Source organism: Chamaesiphon minutus PCC 6605 (assembly GCF_000317145.1).
GTDB classification, from domain to species: domain Bacteria; phylum Cyanobacteriota; class Cyanobacteriia; order Cyanobacteriales; family Chamaesiphonaceae; genus Chamaesiphon; species Chamaesiphon minutus.
The window spans coordinates 5,770,544-5,786,184 of the sequence record NC_019697.1; the positions used below are offsets into that span (position 1 = coordinate 5,770,544).

The 15,641-nt window shown below is 45.8% G+C and carries 12 protein-coding genes and 1 tRNA gene; 5 read left to right on the plus strand and 8 right to left on the minus strand.

The genetic code is table 11. The features are described from left to right. Positions 1-426: 426 nt before the first annotated feature. From CHA6605_RS26345 to CHA6605_RS26355, 3 genes are all read right to left on the minus strand, one after another. The gene (locus tag CHA6605_RS26345) at positions 427-1,917 is read right to left on the minus strand and encodes a PEP-CTERM sorting domain-containing protein (RefSeq protein WP_015162425.1); all 1,491 of its coding nucleotides are present in this window, start codon (positions 1,915-1,917) and stop codon (positions 427-429) included. Positions 1,918-2,287: 370 nt separating this feature from the next. Continuing rightward, the gene (locus CHA6605_RS26350) at positions 2,288-3,700 is read right to left on the minus strand and encodes a glycosyltransferase family 4 protein (protein ID WP_015162426.1); all 1,413 of its coding nucleotides are present in this window, start codon (positions 3,698-3,700) and stop codon (positions 2,288-2,290) included. A gap of 375 nt (positions 3,701-4,075) precedes the next feature. Continuing rightward, positions 4,076-5,140: a glycosyltransferase family 4 protein gene (locus CHA6605_RS26355; RefSeq protein WP_015162427.1), complete on the minus strand. Its 1,065-nt coding sequence runs from the start codon at positions 5,138-5,140 to the stop codon at positions 4,076-4,078. An 803-nt stretch (positions 5,141-5,943) separates the two neighbouring features. On the opposite strand from CHA6605_RS26355, the gene CHA6605_RS26360 reads away from it, so the two are divergent. Together CHA6605_RS26360 and CHA6605_RS26365 are read left to right on the plus strand one after the other, a co-directional pair. After that, positions 5,944-6,015, plus strand: a tRNA-Gln gene (locus tag CHA6605_RS26360). Between the two features lie 87 nt (positions 6,016-6,102). After that, positions 6,103-6,933, plus strand: a complete 831-nt coding sequence (locus CHA6605_RS26365; RefSeq protein WP_015162428.1) for an HAD family hydrolase — start codon at positions 6,103-6,105, stop codon at positions 6,931-6,933. 160 nt (positions 6,934-7,093) lie between these two features. Here CHA6605_RS26365 and CHA6605_RS26370 read toward each other — a convergent pair whose 3' ends face one another. Further along, positions 7,094-7,951 carry an alpha/beta fold hydrolase gene (locus tag CHA6605_RS26370; protein ID WP_015162429.1) on the minus strand — a complete coding sequence of 286 codons (858 nt, stop codon included), beginning with the start codon at positions 7,949-7,951 and terminating at the stop codon, positions 7,094-7,096. Positions 7,952-8,035: 84 nt separating this feature from the next. Continuing rightward, the gene (locus CHA6605_RS26375; RefSeq protein WP_015162430.1) at positions 8,036-9,673 is read right to left on the minus strand and encodes an ArnT family glycosyltransferase; all 1,638 of its coding nucleotides are present in this window, start codon (positions 9,671-9,673) and stop codon (positions 8,036-8,038) included. Positions 9,674-9,696: 23 nt separating this feature from the next. Here CHA6605_RS26375 and CHA6605_RS26380 point away from each other — a divergent pair, with 23 nt between their 5' ends. The 3 genes from CHA6605_RS26380 to CHA6605_RS26390 all read left to right on the plus strand — a co-directional run bounded on the left by CHA6605_RS26380 (position 9,697) and on the right by CHA6605_RS26390 (position 12,123). Continuing rightward, entirely contained in the window at positions 9,697-9,882 is a 186-nt protein-coding gene (locus CHA6605_RS26380; protein WP_041548468.1) for a hypothetical protein, read from the plus strand. A 270-nt stretch (positions 9,883-10,152) separates the two neighbouring features. After that, complete coding sequence (locus tag CHA6605_RS26385) at positions 10,153-11,358, plus strand: DUF58 domain-containing protein (RefSeq protein ID WP_015162431.1); 1,206 nt, start codon at positions 10,153-10,155, stop codon at positions 11,356-11,358. Positions 11,359-11,502: 144 nt separating this feature from the next. Beyond that, positions 11,503-12,123 carry a hypothetical protein gene (locus CHA6605_RS26390; protein WP_041548469.1) on the plus strand — a complete coding sequence of 207 codons (621 nt, stop codon included), beginning with the start codon at positions 11,503-11,505 and terminating at the stop codon, positions 12,121-12,123. A gap of 74 nt (positions 12,124-12,197) precedes the next feature. Here the strand turns inward: CHA6605_RS26390 and egtC are convergent, their stop codons facing one another. The 3 genes from egtC to chlP all read right to left on the minus strand — a co-directional run bounded on the left by egtC (position 12,198) and on the right by chlP (position 15,617). Beyond that, positions 12,198-12,986 (minus strand): ergothioneine biosynthesis protein EgtC, encoded by a 789-nt coding sequence (gene egtC / locus CHA6605_RS26395; protein ID WP_015162432.1) that lies wholly within the window; start codon positions 12,984-12,986, stop codon positions 12,198-12,200. A gap of 135 nt (positions 12,987-13,121) precedes the next feature. Then, positions 13,122-13,901 (minus strand): glycosyltransferase family A protein, encoded by a 780-nt coding sequence (locus tag CHA6605_RS26400; protein WP_015162433.1) that lies wholly within the window; start codon positions 13,899-13,901, stop codon positions 13,122-13,124. 489 nt (positions 13,902-14,390) lie between these two features. Beyond that, positions 14,391-15,617 carry a geranylgeranyl reductase gene (chlP, locus tag CHA6605_RS26405; RefSeq protein ID WP_015162434.1) on the minus strand — a complete coding sequence of 409 codons (1,227 nt, stop codon included), beginning with the start codon at positions 15,615-15,617 and terminating at the stop codon, positions 14,391-14,393. Positions 15,618-15,641 lie beyond the last annotated feature (24 nt).

Here is a 15,641-nt window from a genome sequence, read left to right on the forward strand (position 1 = left end):
CAAAGCACTCAGTTTTCGCTGTCTCCTCAAAGCGCGGGGCACCCACTTTACCCAGCAGCCCGTAGTGATGGAATAGATCGTCGAACTCATCATCGATCGAGCACTCGCCGATTTAGCACGATCGAGAACTGACTGCTGGTCTTTTGCCGTTAGCTTCGATCTCTCAGGGCTAACGCTATTTACCTATAGCATCGATCCATCAAACAATGGGATGTGAAGACAGGCGAATGCTTGCGATCGTTGCTAACTATTGACTCTCCGGTTATTATCTTGCCAATACTGTCGATCGGAAATTATTGGCAAGCGGGCATGGCGATAAGACCGTTCGGATTTGAGATCTCCAGACTTTTGAATGCATTCGCGCCTTATCCGCCCATGCCACCGCAGTTAATGCCTTTGACTTTCACCGCAACCAACCCTAGCTTTTTAACCATCACCACAAATTGCCAGTTCCCGATGCCTTACTTTTTTGACTTTGCGCTTGAGCCAAGCTCCACATCCGATGGCTAACGCTGTACCCAACATCGTTGACGGTTCCGGCACTATCTGGGCTGTCTGAAGTGCCTGAAGTTGGTAAACTTTACCGAGTCCAGATCCAGGAGATGAGAACAGCAATCCCGATCTAGCACCGATATCGGTGGCAAATAGAGAGTCGTCACTAGCTAATAAGCTGCCAAAGTGACCAAAATTTCCGCCCACTCTATTTGTGCTGAGAAAATGCGAGTATTCATTCGTTGCTAGGTCATAGTAAATCAAGGGATTTTTGATATCGTCATCAGGTCCGTAGACAAGACGACCAAAGAAACCTAGAAATAAACCATTTTTTAATTCATTGGGGAATGCTGTTGGTACAAAAGCGATCGAGGCTACTCCCGTACTCTGCGAACCTATTTTGGGATCGTCAAGGGGCTGAAAAGTTGCTAGTGGATCGAGGAAACTAGGATCTTTAGTACTAACAATTTGACCCTCGCCATTTACAAAGACTCCTGGCAAACCGTATTGAGTACCATAGGCTGGAAAGCCGAAGTTTTTGGGATCTGAATTGTCAAGTTGAGCGACAGTTAATCGATTTATTTCGTCAGCAGTGAGAGATTGATACAATCCTACATTGGTAATGTTATCAATGCCATTTTCACCAATGTAAAGATCGCCTGTTGTCTTAGAAAATTCTAGCGCAGCAGCATTACGCAATCCCGTTGCAATCACAGTAGGTTGACCCACAGTTAGGTTTGAGCCGATCGTAATTGGTAGTTTATAAATGGAATCTCCAGTGAGATTCGTAAGCGGAAGCGTAATCCCATTTTGACCGCTGACAGAAATTGAATTAGGTAAAGTCGCTTGATTATTGACAGTGGCACCTAAATTGAAAAATAGATCGAATTGCTCTGTGCCAGTTTGCCGCACTGCTAAAGCCGAGGTGGCTTGGTACCGACCCGCAGGAAAGGCGAAGTCTACAGACCCTTTGAAAGCTAGGGAATTGGCACTGAAATTGGCTCCCTGTTGAAAGATAGAAATGCGATCGTGACCTTCGCCAAAGGTAGTTACAAATAAGTAATTATCGATAACCCGAACGGCACTAATTCCGCCAGGTAGATTATTTCCTGGCTGCGCCCCATCATAGAGAATCGTCTTCGTCTCTGCAACCCCGTCACCATTGGTGTCTTGCAGTCGAATAAGTTGACCTTTGGCATCTCGATCGAAGAAGTTGCGACCTTGAGTGGTTCCTACCACCAGCGAACCATCGCCTAATTGTGCGATCCCATTCGGAAAATCCAACCCTGTCGCAAATTCTGTAATCCTAAACCGATCCTGAAATCTGGGATCGATGCCTAAATCGACAGCTCGAACCGCTTCGCTGGATAGACTCAATGTCAAGAAGCACCCAGCTAACCCTGCAACCCGATAAACATTCTTCATTATTGGCTTCTAATTAAATGCTTGTGCAGATCGGATACGATCTATGCCAAGTTTACATTACATGTATAATACTCAAATTTAGGTAATTTAGTGTATTGCGCACTGGAAGATTTTATTAAGGCTAAGATCGAGCTAGATGTGTGCTTTCGACCGGGTGTTGAGATTTTAGACCTATTTAAAAAACAATCTCGAGAGATGGACAGCAAGGTTTTCCCAATCCACAATTCATAATCCAAAATTCATAATCCAAAATTCATGATGGTATTAGCCATTGGCAAGAAGGAAAAACATCAAAAGCCCCCTCGATCGGCACGGTGGTGCGTCAATCGGGGGGGGATAGGAGCCTGTGGAAAACGAAGTCTATCTGTCGTTACGAGGCAATGAGCTTGGATACAAGTGCCGCAGGACTGCTCGCTACGGGTTTCAAACCAGAGCCGACCAAGGATTGAGCGAGCAAGTAGCGATATAAATCGCTCAGTTGAATGGCCACACCTGTCCAGCTAAAGTTTTGGTGTACCCGTGTCGAGGCTTGTTTGCGCATCTTCCGCGCCCAAACTTCGTCAGTTAAAATCCGTCCGATCGCGTGAGCAAATTTACTCACATCGTGAGGAGGTACTAGTAAGCCTGTTTCCTCAGAAATCACCGTAAATTTCAAACCACCAACTGCCGATGCAACCACAGGAGTCCCGCACGCCATCGCTTCGATCGCGACTAAGCCAAATGGTTCGTAGTGGCTGGGAATTACGCAGACATCAGCAGCAGTATAGTACAGTGCTAGGCGATCGTGTCCGACCATACCGACAAACTCGGTATTGGCATGTAAATCTAACTCCGTCACGATTTCTTCAATTCTCCGGCGTTCGGCACCGTCAGCCTCTTGGGGATCGCTACCGCCGACAATCAGTAATTTTAAGTTCTGAGGATCGATTTCTGCACCTTGTTCTAATTTCGATCGCAGTTCGCCTGTAGCGCGAACGAGGGTTTCGATCCCTTTGCGTTTGTCAAAGCGACCGACATAAAGTACCACTTTCTCTTTAGCCCCGATTCCTAACTGCTTGCGTGCATCTGCTTTGGAAATCGGGCGGAAGGTGCTCACGTCGGTACCGCAAGGGATAATATCAATACTACCGATGCGCGAGACCAAATTCTCTAAATCTGCCTTTTCTTGAGGGCTGGTAGCAACGATCGAGTGTGCCTGTTCCAGCAGTTGTTTTTCGACTTCTAATCGAGTTTGGGCAATCGCGGGGATGTCGCTCACAGATTGATACTTGACCGCACCGAGAGAATGATAGGTGTGGATCAGTTGAATATTTTGGCGACGCTTGAGTTCTAATCCAACCCAACCTGACATCCAGTAGTTAGTGTGAGCCAGGGGGTAGTTTGTGCCTTCTTTTTGCTGAAACTTTTGCAAAGCATCGACAAATTCGGGCATGTATTGGAACAGTTCGTCGCGAGGAATGTAGGTTTCTGGCCCCGCAATCAGGCGAATCGTCCGACAATGGGGCGTATGTTGGACAATGGTGGCGTCGTAGGGGCTACTCTTGCGCGTAAACATATCTACTTGCCAGCCCAGTTTTGCCAAGGCTTCGCCTACTTGACGCACGTAGACATTTTGACCGCCAGCGGCGTCTTTACCAATTTCGGCGGCGGGGTCGCCATGCTCGGAAATTAACGCAATCGCTTGGCGAGTGGGAATTTTGGTACGAGCGCAAGCAAATGGTTGATGGGTTTGTGTCACTGGTGTGTTAGTAACGATAGTTGTGGGGAACTTTCCTGTTGACATTTTCTGCACCTCAATAAAAATCGATCTTGAAATTTAGGCAAGGGGTAAGTTAGGACTCGCGGTCAACCCTTGCTAACGGATCGTTCGCAAAGGTTGCGACTATTTTGCGATGCGATCTTGCGAAAGCGAAAATCTCAGCATCGAATCAAGATGTAGAGTCCGAAGTAATTGGATAATTGCTCCAAAGGGCTACAACCTGTCGTTCGCTTAGCGTCGCCTTTGGCGAATCGCGGGGATGGCGTACTGTTTACAAGTAGCCATCGCCATTAGCGATTTCTACTTGTAGATGCAGTCTGGGTGCCAACTTCACTAGTGCTGAAGATTTAGATCGAGCGCGCCGCCGAATGCGGATGATGTGTTATGTCGAGCTGCGGTTTATCGCGAACCGACAAGGTGTCCGTTGAGAGCGAATTTCTCTGCTAAGACTTGTTGATATACGGCTTCATAACCTGCGGCCATTTGCTCGACGCCAAAACGATGGGATACATATTCCCGACAGGCAAATCGGGAAATTTGGGGTATTTTGGCAACTGCGGCAATACATTCCTCAACCGTGTTACAGACATAACCACTGATCCCATCGGCAACAACTTCAGCGACCGAGCCGAGATTCATGGCAATCACGGGCGTACCTGCGGCCATCGATTCGATCATTACGAGTCCAAATGGTTCGCGCCAAGTAATCGGAAATAAAGTGACGATCGCTCGGCCCATCAGATCGTTTTTCATAAAGTGATCGGCTTCACCCAAAAATTGGATCTGCACGCCATCGATGTGTGGCTTAATCTGCTCCTCAAAGTACTTCACATCGACAGGATCGACTTTGCCAGCCATTTTCAGGGGTATTCCTGTTGCTTTAGAAATCTCGATCGCATGGTGCGGCCCTTTCTCTACAGACATTCTGCCTAAAAAGGCCATGTAGGCTGGTTCGTCAGGCGTAGGGAAAAAGTGATGCGTGCTAACGTCGATGCTGTTATACACGGTCGCCACATGATTGAGACCCAATCTGTCTACCCGCTGAGCGTTGGAAATGCTCACGAATGGCTGCGCTTTGGCATGAGTAAACATTTTTTCATTGTCTGGAGTGAAAATTCCATGCAATGTATGTACTGTCGGCGTTTTGGTCAATTTACTGTAAGGTAGTGCCGCACAACCCATGTGCGAATGAATTAAATCGAATTCTCCAGCCCGTTCGTACACACTGGCTAATTGGAGCATCTCATAAATACCGTATTCTTTAATACTTGAATCCAAGCGCAGTGCTTGAGGATGAATTGATTCTAGTTTGGCTGAGGTGATCGAATCGCCTGATGCAAACAGAGTTACCTCGTGCCCTCTGGCCACTAACTCATCTGTTAACAGCCCAACTACCAATTCTATCCCGCCGTATGCGGGTGGCGGTACTCTTTCCCACAAAGGTGCTATTTGAGCAATTTTCATAGTATATCCTCCTGAAATATATGAGGCAGTTAGTAAATAGCAATTATGAAATCGATCGAAATTTATCAAGATTAGAGATCGCTATTTCGGCAACTACTAACGATCTGGACTCACTAATAATTCCCAGGAAATAGCTCGGATAAGCTCGTGCCAGATGCCTAAAAGTGCTGCCTGTCAACAACCTCACATACTGTGATGCAGACTATTAAGTTTACATTTGTTTTATTAAGTTACTTAGATCTTAAACTCTAGAATTTGAGTATTCCAACTATCTTAACAAAATCTTTATAATTCATCCGACTAAAATATCTCATCCAAAATAAGTGGCAGCATCGCTTAGATTCGCCCGATAATGTAGCTAAAATGACAAATATTCTTGAAGATTGATATTTATTGACTATGTGTTCATCGATCGCTACTCCTCTTGAATTTTTAGATAAAAGTAATATTTAATACCAAGCAATCTATAATTAGGAATGACGCTGCCAGCAAGGGAAGATAAATGGTAAATTCAGTCACTCTCTTGCTTTTCGCTCATTGAATTAGGGAATAGATCGTCTTCCTTTCTATAATTAAACACACTCATCCTTTGACTCGAAACTACCAAAAGGAGGATACGGAGGGTTAACCTCGATTGGTTGCAGGGTCAAGTTTCTGAGGATCGACAGTGCTACGAAAATATGACAATAAGTTTTGCAGATGCGGCTCTTTCCGATCGAGATCCAGATCGACTCCAAAAAAGATCTCATGCGTGCTTGACAACTACCCAGATACCTGTGATATATTTATAGATGTCATTGCAATGGGGTGTCGCCAAGTGGTAAGGCATCTGGTTTTGGTCCAGACATTCCGAGGTTCGAATCCTTGCACCCCAGTTAACTCTATAACCGAAGCAGCGCAGTCGGAGGCGGCCTAAGTACACTCTGACGGATTGTTACGTTAGTCAAAGGAAAAATAACAGTATGAATGCTGCGCGAATTCTCGCTCTAGATTTTGACGGGGTTTTGTGCGACGGGATGGCAGAGTATTGGCAGACGGCATGGCGCACGTACACGCAAGTGTGGCAACTAGATAGGCTAGAACCCTCCCCTGGTGTTGCCGAAAAGTTTCGAGAATTGCGCCCATTAATCGAAGTAGGCTGGGAAATGCCCGTATTGATTCGGGCACTAACACTAGGTATTTCTACTGAGCGAATGCAGAGTTCTTGGCAGCGAATCCGCGATCGCATCTTGGCAGATAGTCGGCTCAGCGGGGTCAAAGTTAGCCAACAACTAGATGCAGTCAGAGATAATTGGATTCAACAGGATCCGGCTAGTTGGCTGCGGTTACACCAATTTTATCCTGGTGTTATCGACCTGCTCCAAGAACTGCCCAACCGGAAGATTCAACCGATTATTATTACGACCAAAGAAAGTCGGTTTGTAACGCAACTGCTCCAGGATAATGGCGTGGAACTAGCCAGCGAATTTATTTGGGGTAAAGAACTCAAACGTAGTAAAACAGATAGCCTCAAACAACTGCTCGATCGGGGGAGCAAGAAAGCTCCAGCTATTTGGTTTGTCGAAGATCGACTCAACACGCTAGCCAAAGTAGCCACTCAGCCAGAATTGGAGTCAGTCAAACTATATTTAGCTGACTGGGGCTATAATACCGCAGCCGAACGTCAAGCCGCACTCCAACAGTCGCGGATTCAAATTCTTTCGCTGGCAGATCTACCGACACTTGGCGGTACCCTCAAGAAAACTGCTGCGGCGTCAGCTAGCAAAGGCGATCTCAGTTCGGTGGAGATTTAACATCCTTGCAATCGATCGACTGCTGTCGGAATCTGGATTCCGACAGCAACTTTTGGATTACTTTTGAGATCGAGCTATTTTGCAACTGACAAATCGAGATTAAACTACAACCAGAATTTACCGAGTGGGTCGATAGTAAATATCGACCCACTTTTTTGAGTTATGATGCGAGAAATTCTAGCACCAATCGATCGAATTTAGCGGGATACTCTAGATAGGGATGGTGTCCGCAGTTGGGGAAGATCTGTAATTGACTATTGGGTAAGCTTGCTGCGGCGATATAGGCATGTTTGACAGGGATAATCCGATCTTGCGCGCCCCAGATAATTAATGTTCTTTGGGTTATATTTGCTAAACTATCGAGAATCGGCTGATATACTTGGGGCAAAACGCCAGCTAAATTAAAATTACTCTGACCCATTTTGAGAATAACTCGATGGCGATCGGGTAAAGCAAAAATTGGATACCGTAATTCCATCCATTCTGGGGGTAATTGCTGGCCATTATAAAAATTAGAGCGTAACATCGCGGGAATCATCCAGCGGCCCGGACGCAGTAAACTAACGATCGTGGGTAGCGTAATCAGCCGAATCCCTAAACTAATCTCTCTCCCGAAACCCATACTATCGACTAAAACTAATTTAGCCACTCGATCGGGATACAATCTGGTAAATTCGATCGCAATGCCCCCACCCATGGAGTTACCAATTAAAGTCGCCGTATCGATAGCTAAAGCAGCCATCGCGCCATGTAGAAACTCAGCTTGATAACCCAGAGAATAAGATCCATCCGGGCAATCCGACTTACCCGAACCGACCATATCGATCGCATACACGCAATGATGTTTTGCTAAATTGGCGATATTGTACAGCCAAAACTCGATCGATCCATTTCCGCCATGAAGCAAGATAATCGTACTTCCTCGCTCGCCCATCTGCCAATAACGAGTATTAATGCCATTTACCGACATGTAGAGATCTGGTGGTGGTGTCACTGATTTTTGTAGTTGTCGCACCATAGTTAGAGAATACTCCAGTCGTAAACTGCAAGGGTCGTAGCTCTATCTCTTTCGATTGTAATGGGAAAATCGCCGAGAGTTATCTTAATTGCCGTAGGGACGCGGGTAAGGTTTCAACAGTTGTTGGGCTTGATAAACACTAAAAGTTTGGACTATTTCGCCACCGCGTCGGATCGGAATCTCGCCAAGTTTAGTTAACGATTTGAAGTAACTGGGATAGCGGTTTTTGGCATCGAGATCGACATCAAAAGTTTTACTGCCTACATAGATGGCATTTTTACCGATCCACTGTTTGGGTTTAGACCAAAAGGCAAAGCCCCGGAGGTCGGCATCGAAACAAGTTAATGGCTTACGAAAGAGCGGATCGATCGCCATACCAATCTGTCCGCCCAAATAGTAACGATTAGTAAACACAAAATCTGCTTTTTTTAAGGCTTGATTTAATTTATTATTAGTGACAAATCCTTGTCTTAACTGTTGAATGTCGAATAGCTGGGTGGAATTATCTGTTTTAATTTCTAGTGGTAAGATTCCATAGATTGACGGTTTGCCTGTGGTCTGAAATGTCCCAAATGCGACATGTGATAACGCGATCGATAGTAATAAAATAATTACCCCAACCGAGCCAAAGAACCACCGATACGGAATCCGGGCATTGGAGTAGCGGCGGTTAATTGCGACGCGTTCGGCGAGTAAGATCGTTGCCGTCCAATAGCCAGGTATTTTCCAAGCAGGTAAAATTTGCTGATAGCCAGCAATAACTGTAAATCCCAAAATAAGCGGTAATGATAACCATAACAGCAGTCCTCTTTTTTGTAACTCCCACTCATTGCTAAATGCCGAAATACTGGAGTTGTTTTGCCAACTAAAGTTTCTAATTTGTTGGATACTGGTACGAAACAGGGCAAAAAATAAAGGAATCCCAAATGTAGGGAATAGGTAGAGCAGCTCTACAAGAAGATTGAGCAACACTCGCTCGATTTGATAACCGCTTGCTGTCGGAATGGCTCGTTCTGATTGGAATCGAAACGATACCCAATCATGCATGATGTTCCAGTACAACATGGGGGAAATTGTCAGTAAAAAAATGGGAATTCCCAGCCAAAACCATTTAGAAACTAGAGCGCGGCGATAATTGGGAGTAAATAAACAAAACCCAAACAAGCTGATGGCCAAAATAAAACCATGATATTTACCCATACAAGCTAAACCGACTGTCAAACAGAGTAATGTCAGTCTAAAGCTCGGACGATAAACCCGCGAATCAAAAAATTCTTGAGTAGCCAGCCATAAAGATACCGCCCAAAAGAATAATAACGGCGTGTCGGGAATATTTAAAATCCCAAAAGCAATCTGAAAAATCGGAATTGCGGAGGCGATCGCGAGGGTATTAATGGCAATCTGAAGCGTATACAATCGTAGTGTCGCTAGATATAGAAAGGTTAACGAGCCAGTATAAAGTATTAATGTCCCAATCCGAATCGTGAACTGCGATACATTCCCCGTCAACCACACGCCAAAACCTGTAGTCAAAGCCACTAATGGTGGATGATCGAAATAACTCCAATCGGGATGCAGAGTGTAGAGATAATAATAGGCTTCATCAAAACCCGGATGCAGCCAAATTGCGATAACTAACCTGACCAAAAAGCCAGCTAGTAAGATAATTAATGCTGTGTGATGGTAGTAAGCCGAAACACCTCGATAAAGTCGGATCGCCATGAATTACTTAACTAGAAATGGGTATGAAAAAACTGGATCGATCCCCTGAAGACGCGATCGTCTCGATCGACGATTGGTACGCTTTGCCAAGTGTGCTAAAGAGTAGATTGAAATTATACGTAGGATGCCTAGATAGAAATCTTACCGTGTTTGTGCCGACTGGGATCGATAGCTACGGTGCCACTGGTAACCGCAGTTGCTATTTATGAGTTATTGGTAAAGCTAGGGGATAGAGAGTAGAGCGCAGGCAGTAAAGAGCGGGAAAAATGCCAGCAGTATTTTTAGTCTTACCCTATATCCCCTACCATCTAACCTCTACACACTAACAACTTGCGTCAGTGATAATGCCAAATCGATCGAGGTTTAGCTATTTTATTTACGATCGAGGCTGTACTAACGATCGTTCGTGGGTACTCTAATATAAATGGCTAATCTCGTTGGAGTAGCCTACCGTAGGTAATCGCCAAATCTAAATTCTGATGTTTAACCGTGCTACGAACTGGCTGGAAACTAATTGGGTAAATCCCGCCTATGCTGGGTGGTTATTGGCTGCCCTGACGATTTGCTTCTTTGGTGCGGCAACTAATACGATGGCAGGCTGGCTCTATGTCCTCAGTGGCGTGGGAGTGGCGTTGCTCGGCGTCAGTGCCGTATTACCCGCTCGATCGATTCGCGCTCTGAGCGTCAGTCGCGAAGCTATCTTACCAGTGACCGCAGGGACAGATTTAGAAATCGCCCTAAGTATTCACAATCCCACTCAGCAGGTGCAAAGCTTATTTCAAGTCCGAGATCTGTCGCCATTAAGTCGGTCTAACCCCCCTACAACCACAGTAGAGCAGGTGTTAGCTGATGGCACATATCGCTGGGTTTATCGCCAGCCTACCGAGCTGCGAGGGGTGTATCAGTGGTCGAAAATTGCCCTGCGCAGTGGCGCGCCGATTGGCTTATTTTGGTGTCAACGCCAGCGCGAAGCGACCGCGATCGCCTATGTTTATCCCCAAGCACTAAAATTGGATCGTTGTCCGCTCCTCGATGGTATCGGTAACTCAGATCGTCAGGCTCATCAGTCTGCCAATCGGCATTTAGAAGCAGCGAATGAAGGCATCACGCGATCGCTACGTCCATATCGATATGGCGATCCCATGAGATCGATCCATTGGCGCACGAGTGCTCGTTTTAGCGAATTTCAGGTGCGCGAACTCGAAACCGAACGTGGGGGGCAAAATGTCACGATTTGCCTCGATAGTGGCGTCAATTGGGACGCTGCTGACTTCGAGCAAGCAGTCATCGCTGTTTGCACGCTGTATTTTTATGCCAGTCAATCGACAAATCTCAATGTCCGACTGTGGACGGCAGGCACTGGCTTAATTTCTGGCGCGCGACAGGTACTTGAAACCTTAGCAGCCGTGCAGATGGCCGAACCACAGATATCAGAACCAGCCCCTTATCCATTAGTTCTCCTCACCAGCCAACCCCAACAGGTGGCGACAATTCCGGCTGGCAATCGATGGTTATTGTGGACTCCCGAACCTTTTGCCTCTACTCCGGCATCTGGCTCTCTAGGGCTAAAAATCGACCCTCACCAATCCTTGCAACAACAGCTTAATAGTAGTAATTTTGCCAGCAATCGCGAAATGCCCGCCCACGCTCGATCGAATCGCAATCTAAATCCTGAATTAAATTAGGGGGTAGAAGTAAGTAGATGTAAATATTCATTAAATAGATAATGCCTGAAACCTAGTTGGTGGGCATTCCCCACCCTACTCTACTCCCCGTCCCCCAGTCGCCCCCTCCCCGCCCCGCGCTCCCCGCTCTCATCTACATCCATCATGCGTCAACCTTCAGGTAGCAAAATTCAACTTAATAGCAAAGCCGAGCGATTCCAACTGACGATCCCCGCTCGATTTCGACCAGATCGCGCCGCCATCCATCAACTGGGATTGGCTGCGTTTATTAATTGCGCGGTGCTGTTTCTGACTGCATTGACAATCTATATCTCCGTACCCCTGACAATATCCACTACCGAGTTAGCTGTCAGAGTCGGCTTGGGTGTGGCATTGATGTTCGTGCTGCCACTGACACTGTGGCTGTTTAAGGGTGGATTGAAGATTTCCTTCGAGCTAGCCGAAAAATTTATGTCGCAGACGATCTTGTCGATCGATCGCCAGCAATTGACACTATCGCAGCATTTGTACGGACTCGATCGCGGTCGTCCCAAGCAGCTTAAAACCAGGGAAATTACCCAAGTCATCGTGGATAACTATCAGCATCCCGATCTGAAGGTGCCTAAAGTGAGCTTGATGCTAGAATTGCGGCAGACAGATCCAGTCAGAGTCCTGAGTACGGGACAAGATCTCACCGAACGCGAGATTAAATGGATGGCAAGAGAAGTTAGTAATTGGCTGGGGGTCAATCTGGTGACTGATACGATGGATTGGGATCTGAATTAATTGATAATTGATAAATAGACTTTAGGATAGATAGTCCAAACCCAGATTCTGTGTTGAGAGCCAGCAAAAATTATTTAGATCGGATGAATTGCGATCTCTAAATTTTTGCTGACAGTGATGATGCTTTGCATCGGACAAGTTTGCCAATTACCAGCAAAGAGCGGCTCGGAAGCTAAGATAACCGCATCTGGATATTCCAGACTATCTCTAATCCAGTAGAGCGAGGGTACTGTCGCGCGATGCGCGAACCGCGAAGCAATCAACCTGTCACCATCGCTAATCACAATGTTAGCCGAAATTGTCGTGCGTGCGGATTCGACTAAATCGCGCAGGATCTGGAGAGTATGCTGGAGGGCAGTTTCTAACGGGAGTTCGGGATGAGTGTGTAATTCGTTAGAAAATAGCGCGAAGATATGTTCTGAGTCGGTTGTACCATCGATCGCTTGATAGATATGCTGGTGCAGTTTGTCGCGAATTTGTCTGTACAAACCACCCCGAAAGTTATCGATAAAGCCGTTATGAATGAATAATAATTTTCCATCCTGAAACGGCTGACAATTGCTCAAACTCACCGCCTGTCCCGGAGTAGCACTGCGGACATAGCTCAACATACAGCCAGTTTTTACATATCGGCTCAGTTGTGGGAGATTGATATCCGTCCAAATTGGTTGAGTTTGTTTGTAAATAAATGGATCGGGATCTCGATCGAAATCGTACCAGCCGATCCCAAACCCATCAGCATTTATCACCCCAGCGGTCATTTCCTTGGGTTGATAGCTTTGGACGATCAGCGAGTGTTCGGGTTTGGAGATTGCTCGATCGAGCGATTGGGGAATACCCAGATAAGCAAGCAGACGACACATGTGCAGTCAAAATAGCGACCAGTGAATAGAGACTATAACACTTCTTTGACTGAAGTACCCGTTCGATTTGTAAAGCAAATTGTTAACCTAGCACGCAATCCGCCCGCAGACTCAGATCGAGCCGATTTTGCCGCTTCACGCTTCTAGCTTATATAGTCCAAACTGTTGGCGAATGGAATTAGTTAATAAAAATATCCGATATTTACTGATTTTTTCTAACCAGTAATTTAATCCTCTCTGATAAGACTTAGTAGCAAGTGCTTTGACTGCGGTGGTCGTCATTCGATAGTTTTCTTGATTTTCTACACTATAAACTGAGCCAGCAAATGGTAGCGGTTGTAACTTTTTGCCATTTTTCAAAGTAACAGTAGTGTGATCGTAATAATTACCTTCAGTCACTAGTAATTCTGCGAGATCGGCTCTAACGACGATCGACGTTCCACATAAATCGTTAAAGTTTTTGGCATTAAGATAGATATATCTTTTGCCTTCTTTATAAACGTAACCTTTACGAGCATACCAGCCATCGGCTTCGGGATGCTCTTCGACAAACTTAGCAATGTTTTGATTGATACAATCATCGGCATCTACCACCATCACATGCGATGGATTGAATTTCTTAGCGTATTCTAGTCCTGCTAAAATTTTCTTGGCTTTATCGGCTTCTTTGGGCGACTCTAGTCCGGCAATCGGGTTGACTTGCTCCGATACTGGCGGTGGGAAATCTACATATAAATATTCGATATGCGGCGACTCAAAACTGGTATCGGGTTTTTCGTTACATACGACTACCACTTGAAAATTAGTAGAGGTTTGGTTACAAACAGATTTAATACATCTTTCAAATAGTTGGGAAAATCGTTTCCAGTTCGATGAAATTAACGAACTTTTTACAGGGATGATAAATACAATCATGGTTTAAAATTGTTGACTACGTTAACTTTTAAGCCGTGATGTGGCTAGCGATATTGTCATTAATTGAAATCTTAAAAGAGGTGATATTTCGCTTGTGACACTAGTGCTGCACTCAACTCGATCTAGTCTCCCTCTACAGCGGTTTGCAGGCAGATGGAGACGCTTGAAATGCTCTACATTTCTGTGAATAAAGCTTTTTGAAATAAATGTAATCGATCGACCCACAAACCGCTGTGTATTTTGATTCATTCAGCGGCTGCCATTATTTTCTCACCAGTTCATTAAGCCAAGGAGGCGGCCATAGTAGCCAGACTACCAATAATATAATTAACCTACTTTTGTTTAGAATCCTCCTTTAGGGGGAGGTTAGCGATTTACTTCTAGATAAATAAAGAAAGTAGATCGCAGTATCTACTTAACATAAAATAGCTCCCCGCCCTCTTTAAAAAGGTGGGGAGCTATTTTTCTAATAATTCTGGCGGGATCTGACTAGGGAGCTAGCGCATTACCTCTGAGCAAACTACCGATCGTTTTAGCGGTAATTTTCATCTGAGTAATTGGATTAGCAGGGACTACAGTTTTGTAGAGATAGCTATCGAAGGTAAGCTTCTGCACGTCGAGATCGCTGCACATTTCGACAAACGCTTCGCGAGTAGCATCGGAGCGGTAGAATACCCGTTGAAGAATATCCAACACCGTGTAAGTCAAGCCATAAGCTTTGTCCCACTGCTTGATATATGCTTTGAGATCGGCTTCGGTGGGGATTTTTGCGCCGCGCTCGGAACGCTCGACGATAACTTCTGCACACATCCGTCCGGATTTGGCCGCGAAATAAATACCTTCACCCGAAGATTTGGTCACATAACCAGCCGCGTCGCCTACTAGCGTACAACGACCGACCACCCGACGGGGGCGTGGATGTTCGGGGATGGGGTGAGCTTCTACTTTAATAATAGTGCCGCCTTCTAGCTTCTTGGCCGCCCGTTTGCGGATTCCGGCTTGTAATTGCTTAATTGAGGCTTTGTGTACCTTCATCGTCCCGGTACCGACCGCTACGTGGTCGTATTTAGGGAAGACCCAAGCGTAGAAGTCTGTAGAGACATCATCGCCGACATACATCTCAGCTAGGCTGTGGTAGTAAGCCATCTTGTCTTCAGGCAGTCTGATCCGCTCTTGGAAAGCGATCGCGTAGTTGTAATCGCCTGCATCCATGGCTTTAGCAACGCGAGAGTTGGCTCCATCGGCACCGATGACGAGATCGACTTTGAGAGTTTTGGCTTCACCTTCGAGGCTACCATTGGAATGATCCGCATAGTGGATGACGTAGGGATCGGTCGTGTTCAGCCCTGGCATTTCCAACTTATGGACGGTACCGTTAATCAGCTTGGCACCCAATTTTGCCGCCCGATCGCGTAAAAATCCGTCTAATACTTCCCGCCGACACATGCCGATATATTCACCCGCCTTGAGCGTTTGACCGATATCCACTTCGATATTGGAAGGCGAAATCATCTTCATCTGCCGCACTTGGCGATCGATAATCTCTGGTGGTAAGTCAAATTCACTCACCATGCATAGAGGTATCGCTCCACCACAAGGCTTGGCGTTATCTAATTTGCGTTCAAATAAATAAGTTTCAATTCCAGCTTTAGCTAACACTTCAGCGGCGCAAGAACCCGCTGGCCCAGAACCGACAACAGCAACCCGTAGTACCACAGCTATACTCTCTTCATGACTTGT

Coding starts and splice junctions, on each gene's coding strand:
- CHA6605_RS26350 (WP_015162426.1), bottom strand. CDS start 3,700: ATGTCAACAGGAAAGTTCCCCACAACTATCGTTACTAACACACCAGTG.
- CHA6605_RS26400 (WP_015162433.1), bottom strand. CDS start 13,901: ATGATTGTATTTATCATCCCTGTAAAAAGTTCGTTAATTTCATCGAAC.
- CHA6605_RS26355 (WP_015162427.1), bottom strand. CDS start 5,140: ATGAAAATTGCTCAAATAGCACCTTTGTGGGAAAGAGTACCGCCACCC.
- CHA6605_RS26370 (WP_015162429.1), bottom strand. CDS start 7,951: ATGGTGCGACAACTACAAAAATCAGTGACACCACCACCAGATCTCTAC.
- CHA6605_RS26375 (WP_015162430.1), bottom strand. CDS start 9,673: ATGGCGATCCGACTTTATCGAGGTGTTTCGGCTTACTACCATCACACA.
- CHA6605_RS26345 (WP_015162425.1), bottom strand. CDS start 1,917: ATGAAGAATGTTTATCGGGTTGCAGGGTTAGCTGGGTGCTTCTTGACA.
- egtC (WP_015162432.1), bottom strand. CDS start 12,986: ATGTGTCGTCTGCTTGCTTATCTGGGTATTCCCCAATCGCTCGATCGA.
- CHA6605_RS26385 (WP_015162431.1), top strand. CDS start 10,153: ATGTTTAACCGTGCTACGAACTGGCTGGAAACTAATTGGGTAAATCCC.
- CHA6605_RS26390 (WP_041548469.1), top strand. CDS start 11,503: ATGCGTCAACCTTCAGGTAGCAAAATTCAACTTAATAGCAAAGCCGAG.
- CHA6605_RS26365 (WP_015162428.1), top strand. CDS start 6,103: ATGAATGCTGCGCGAATTCTCGCTCTAGATTTTGACGGGGTTTTGTGC.
- CHA6605_RS26380 (WP_041548468.1), top strand. CDS start 9,697: ATGAAAAAACTGGATCGATCCCCTGAAGACGCGATCGTCTCGATCGAC.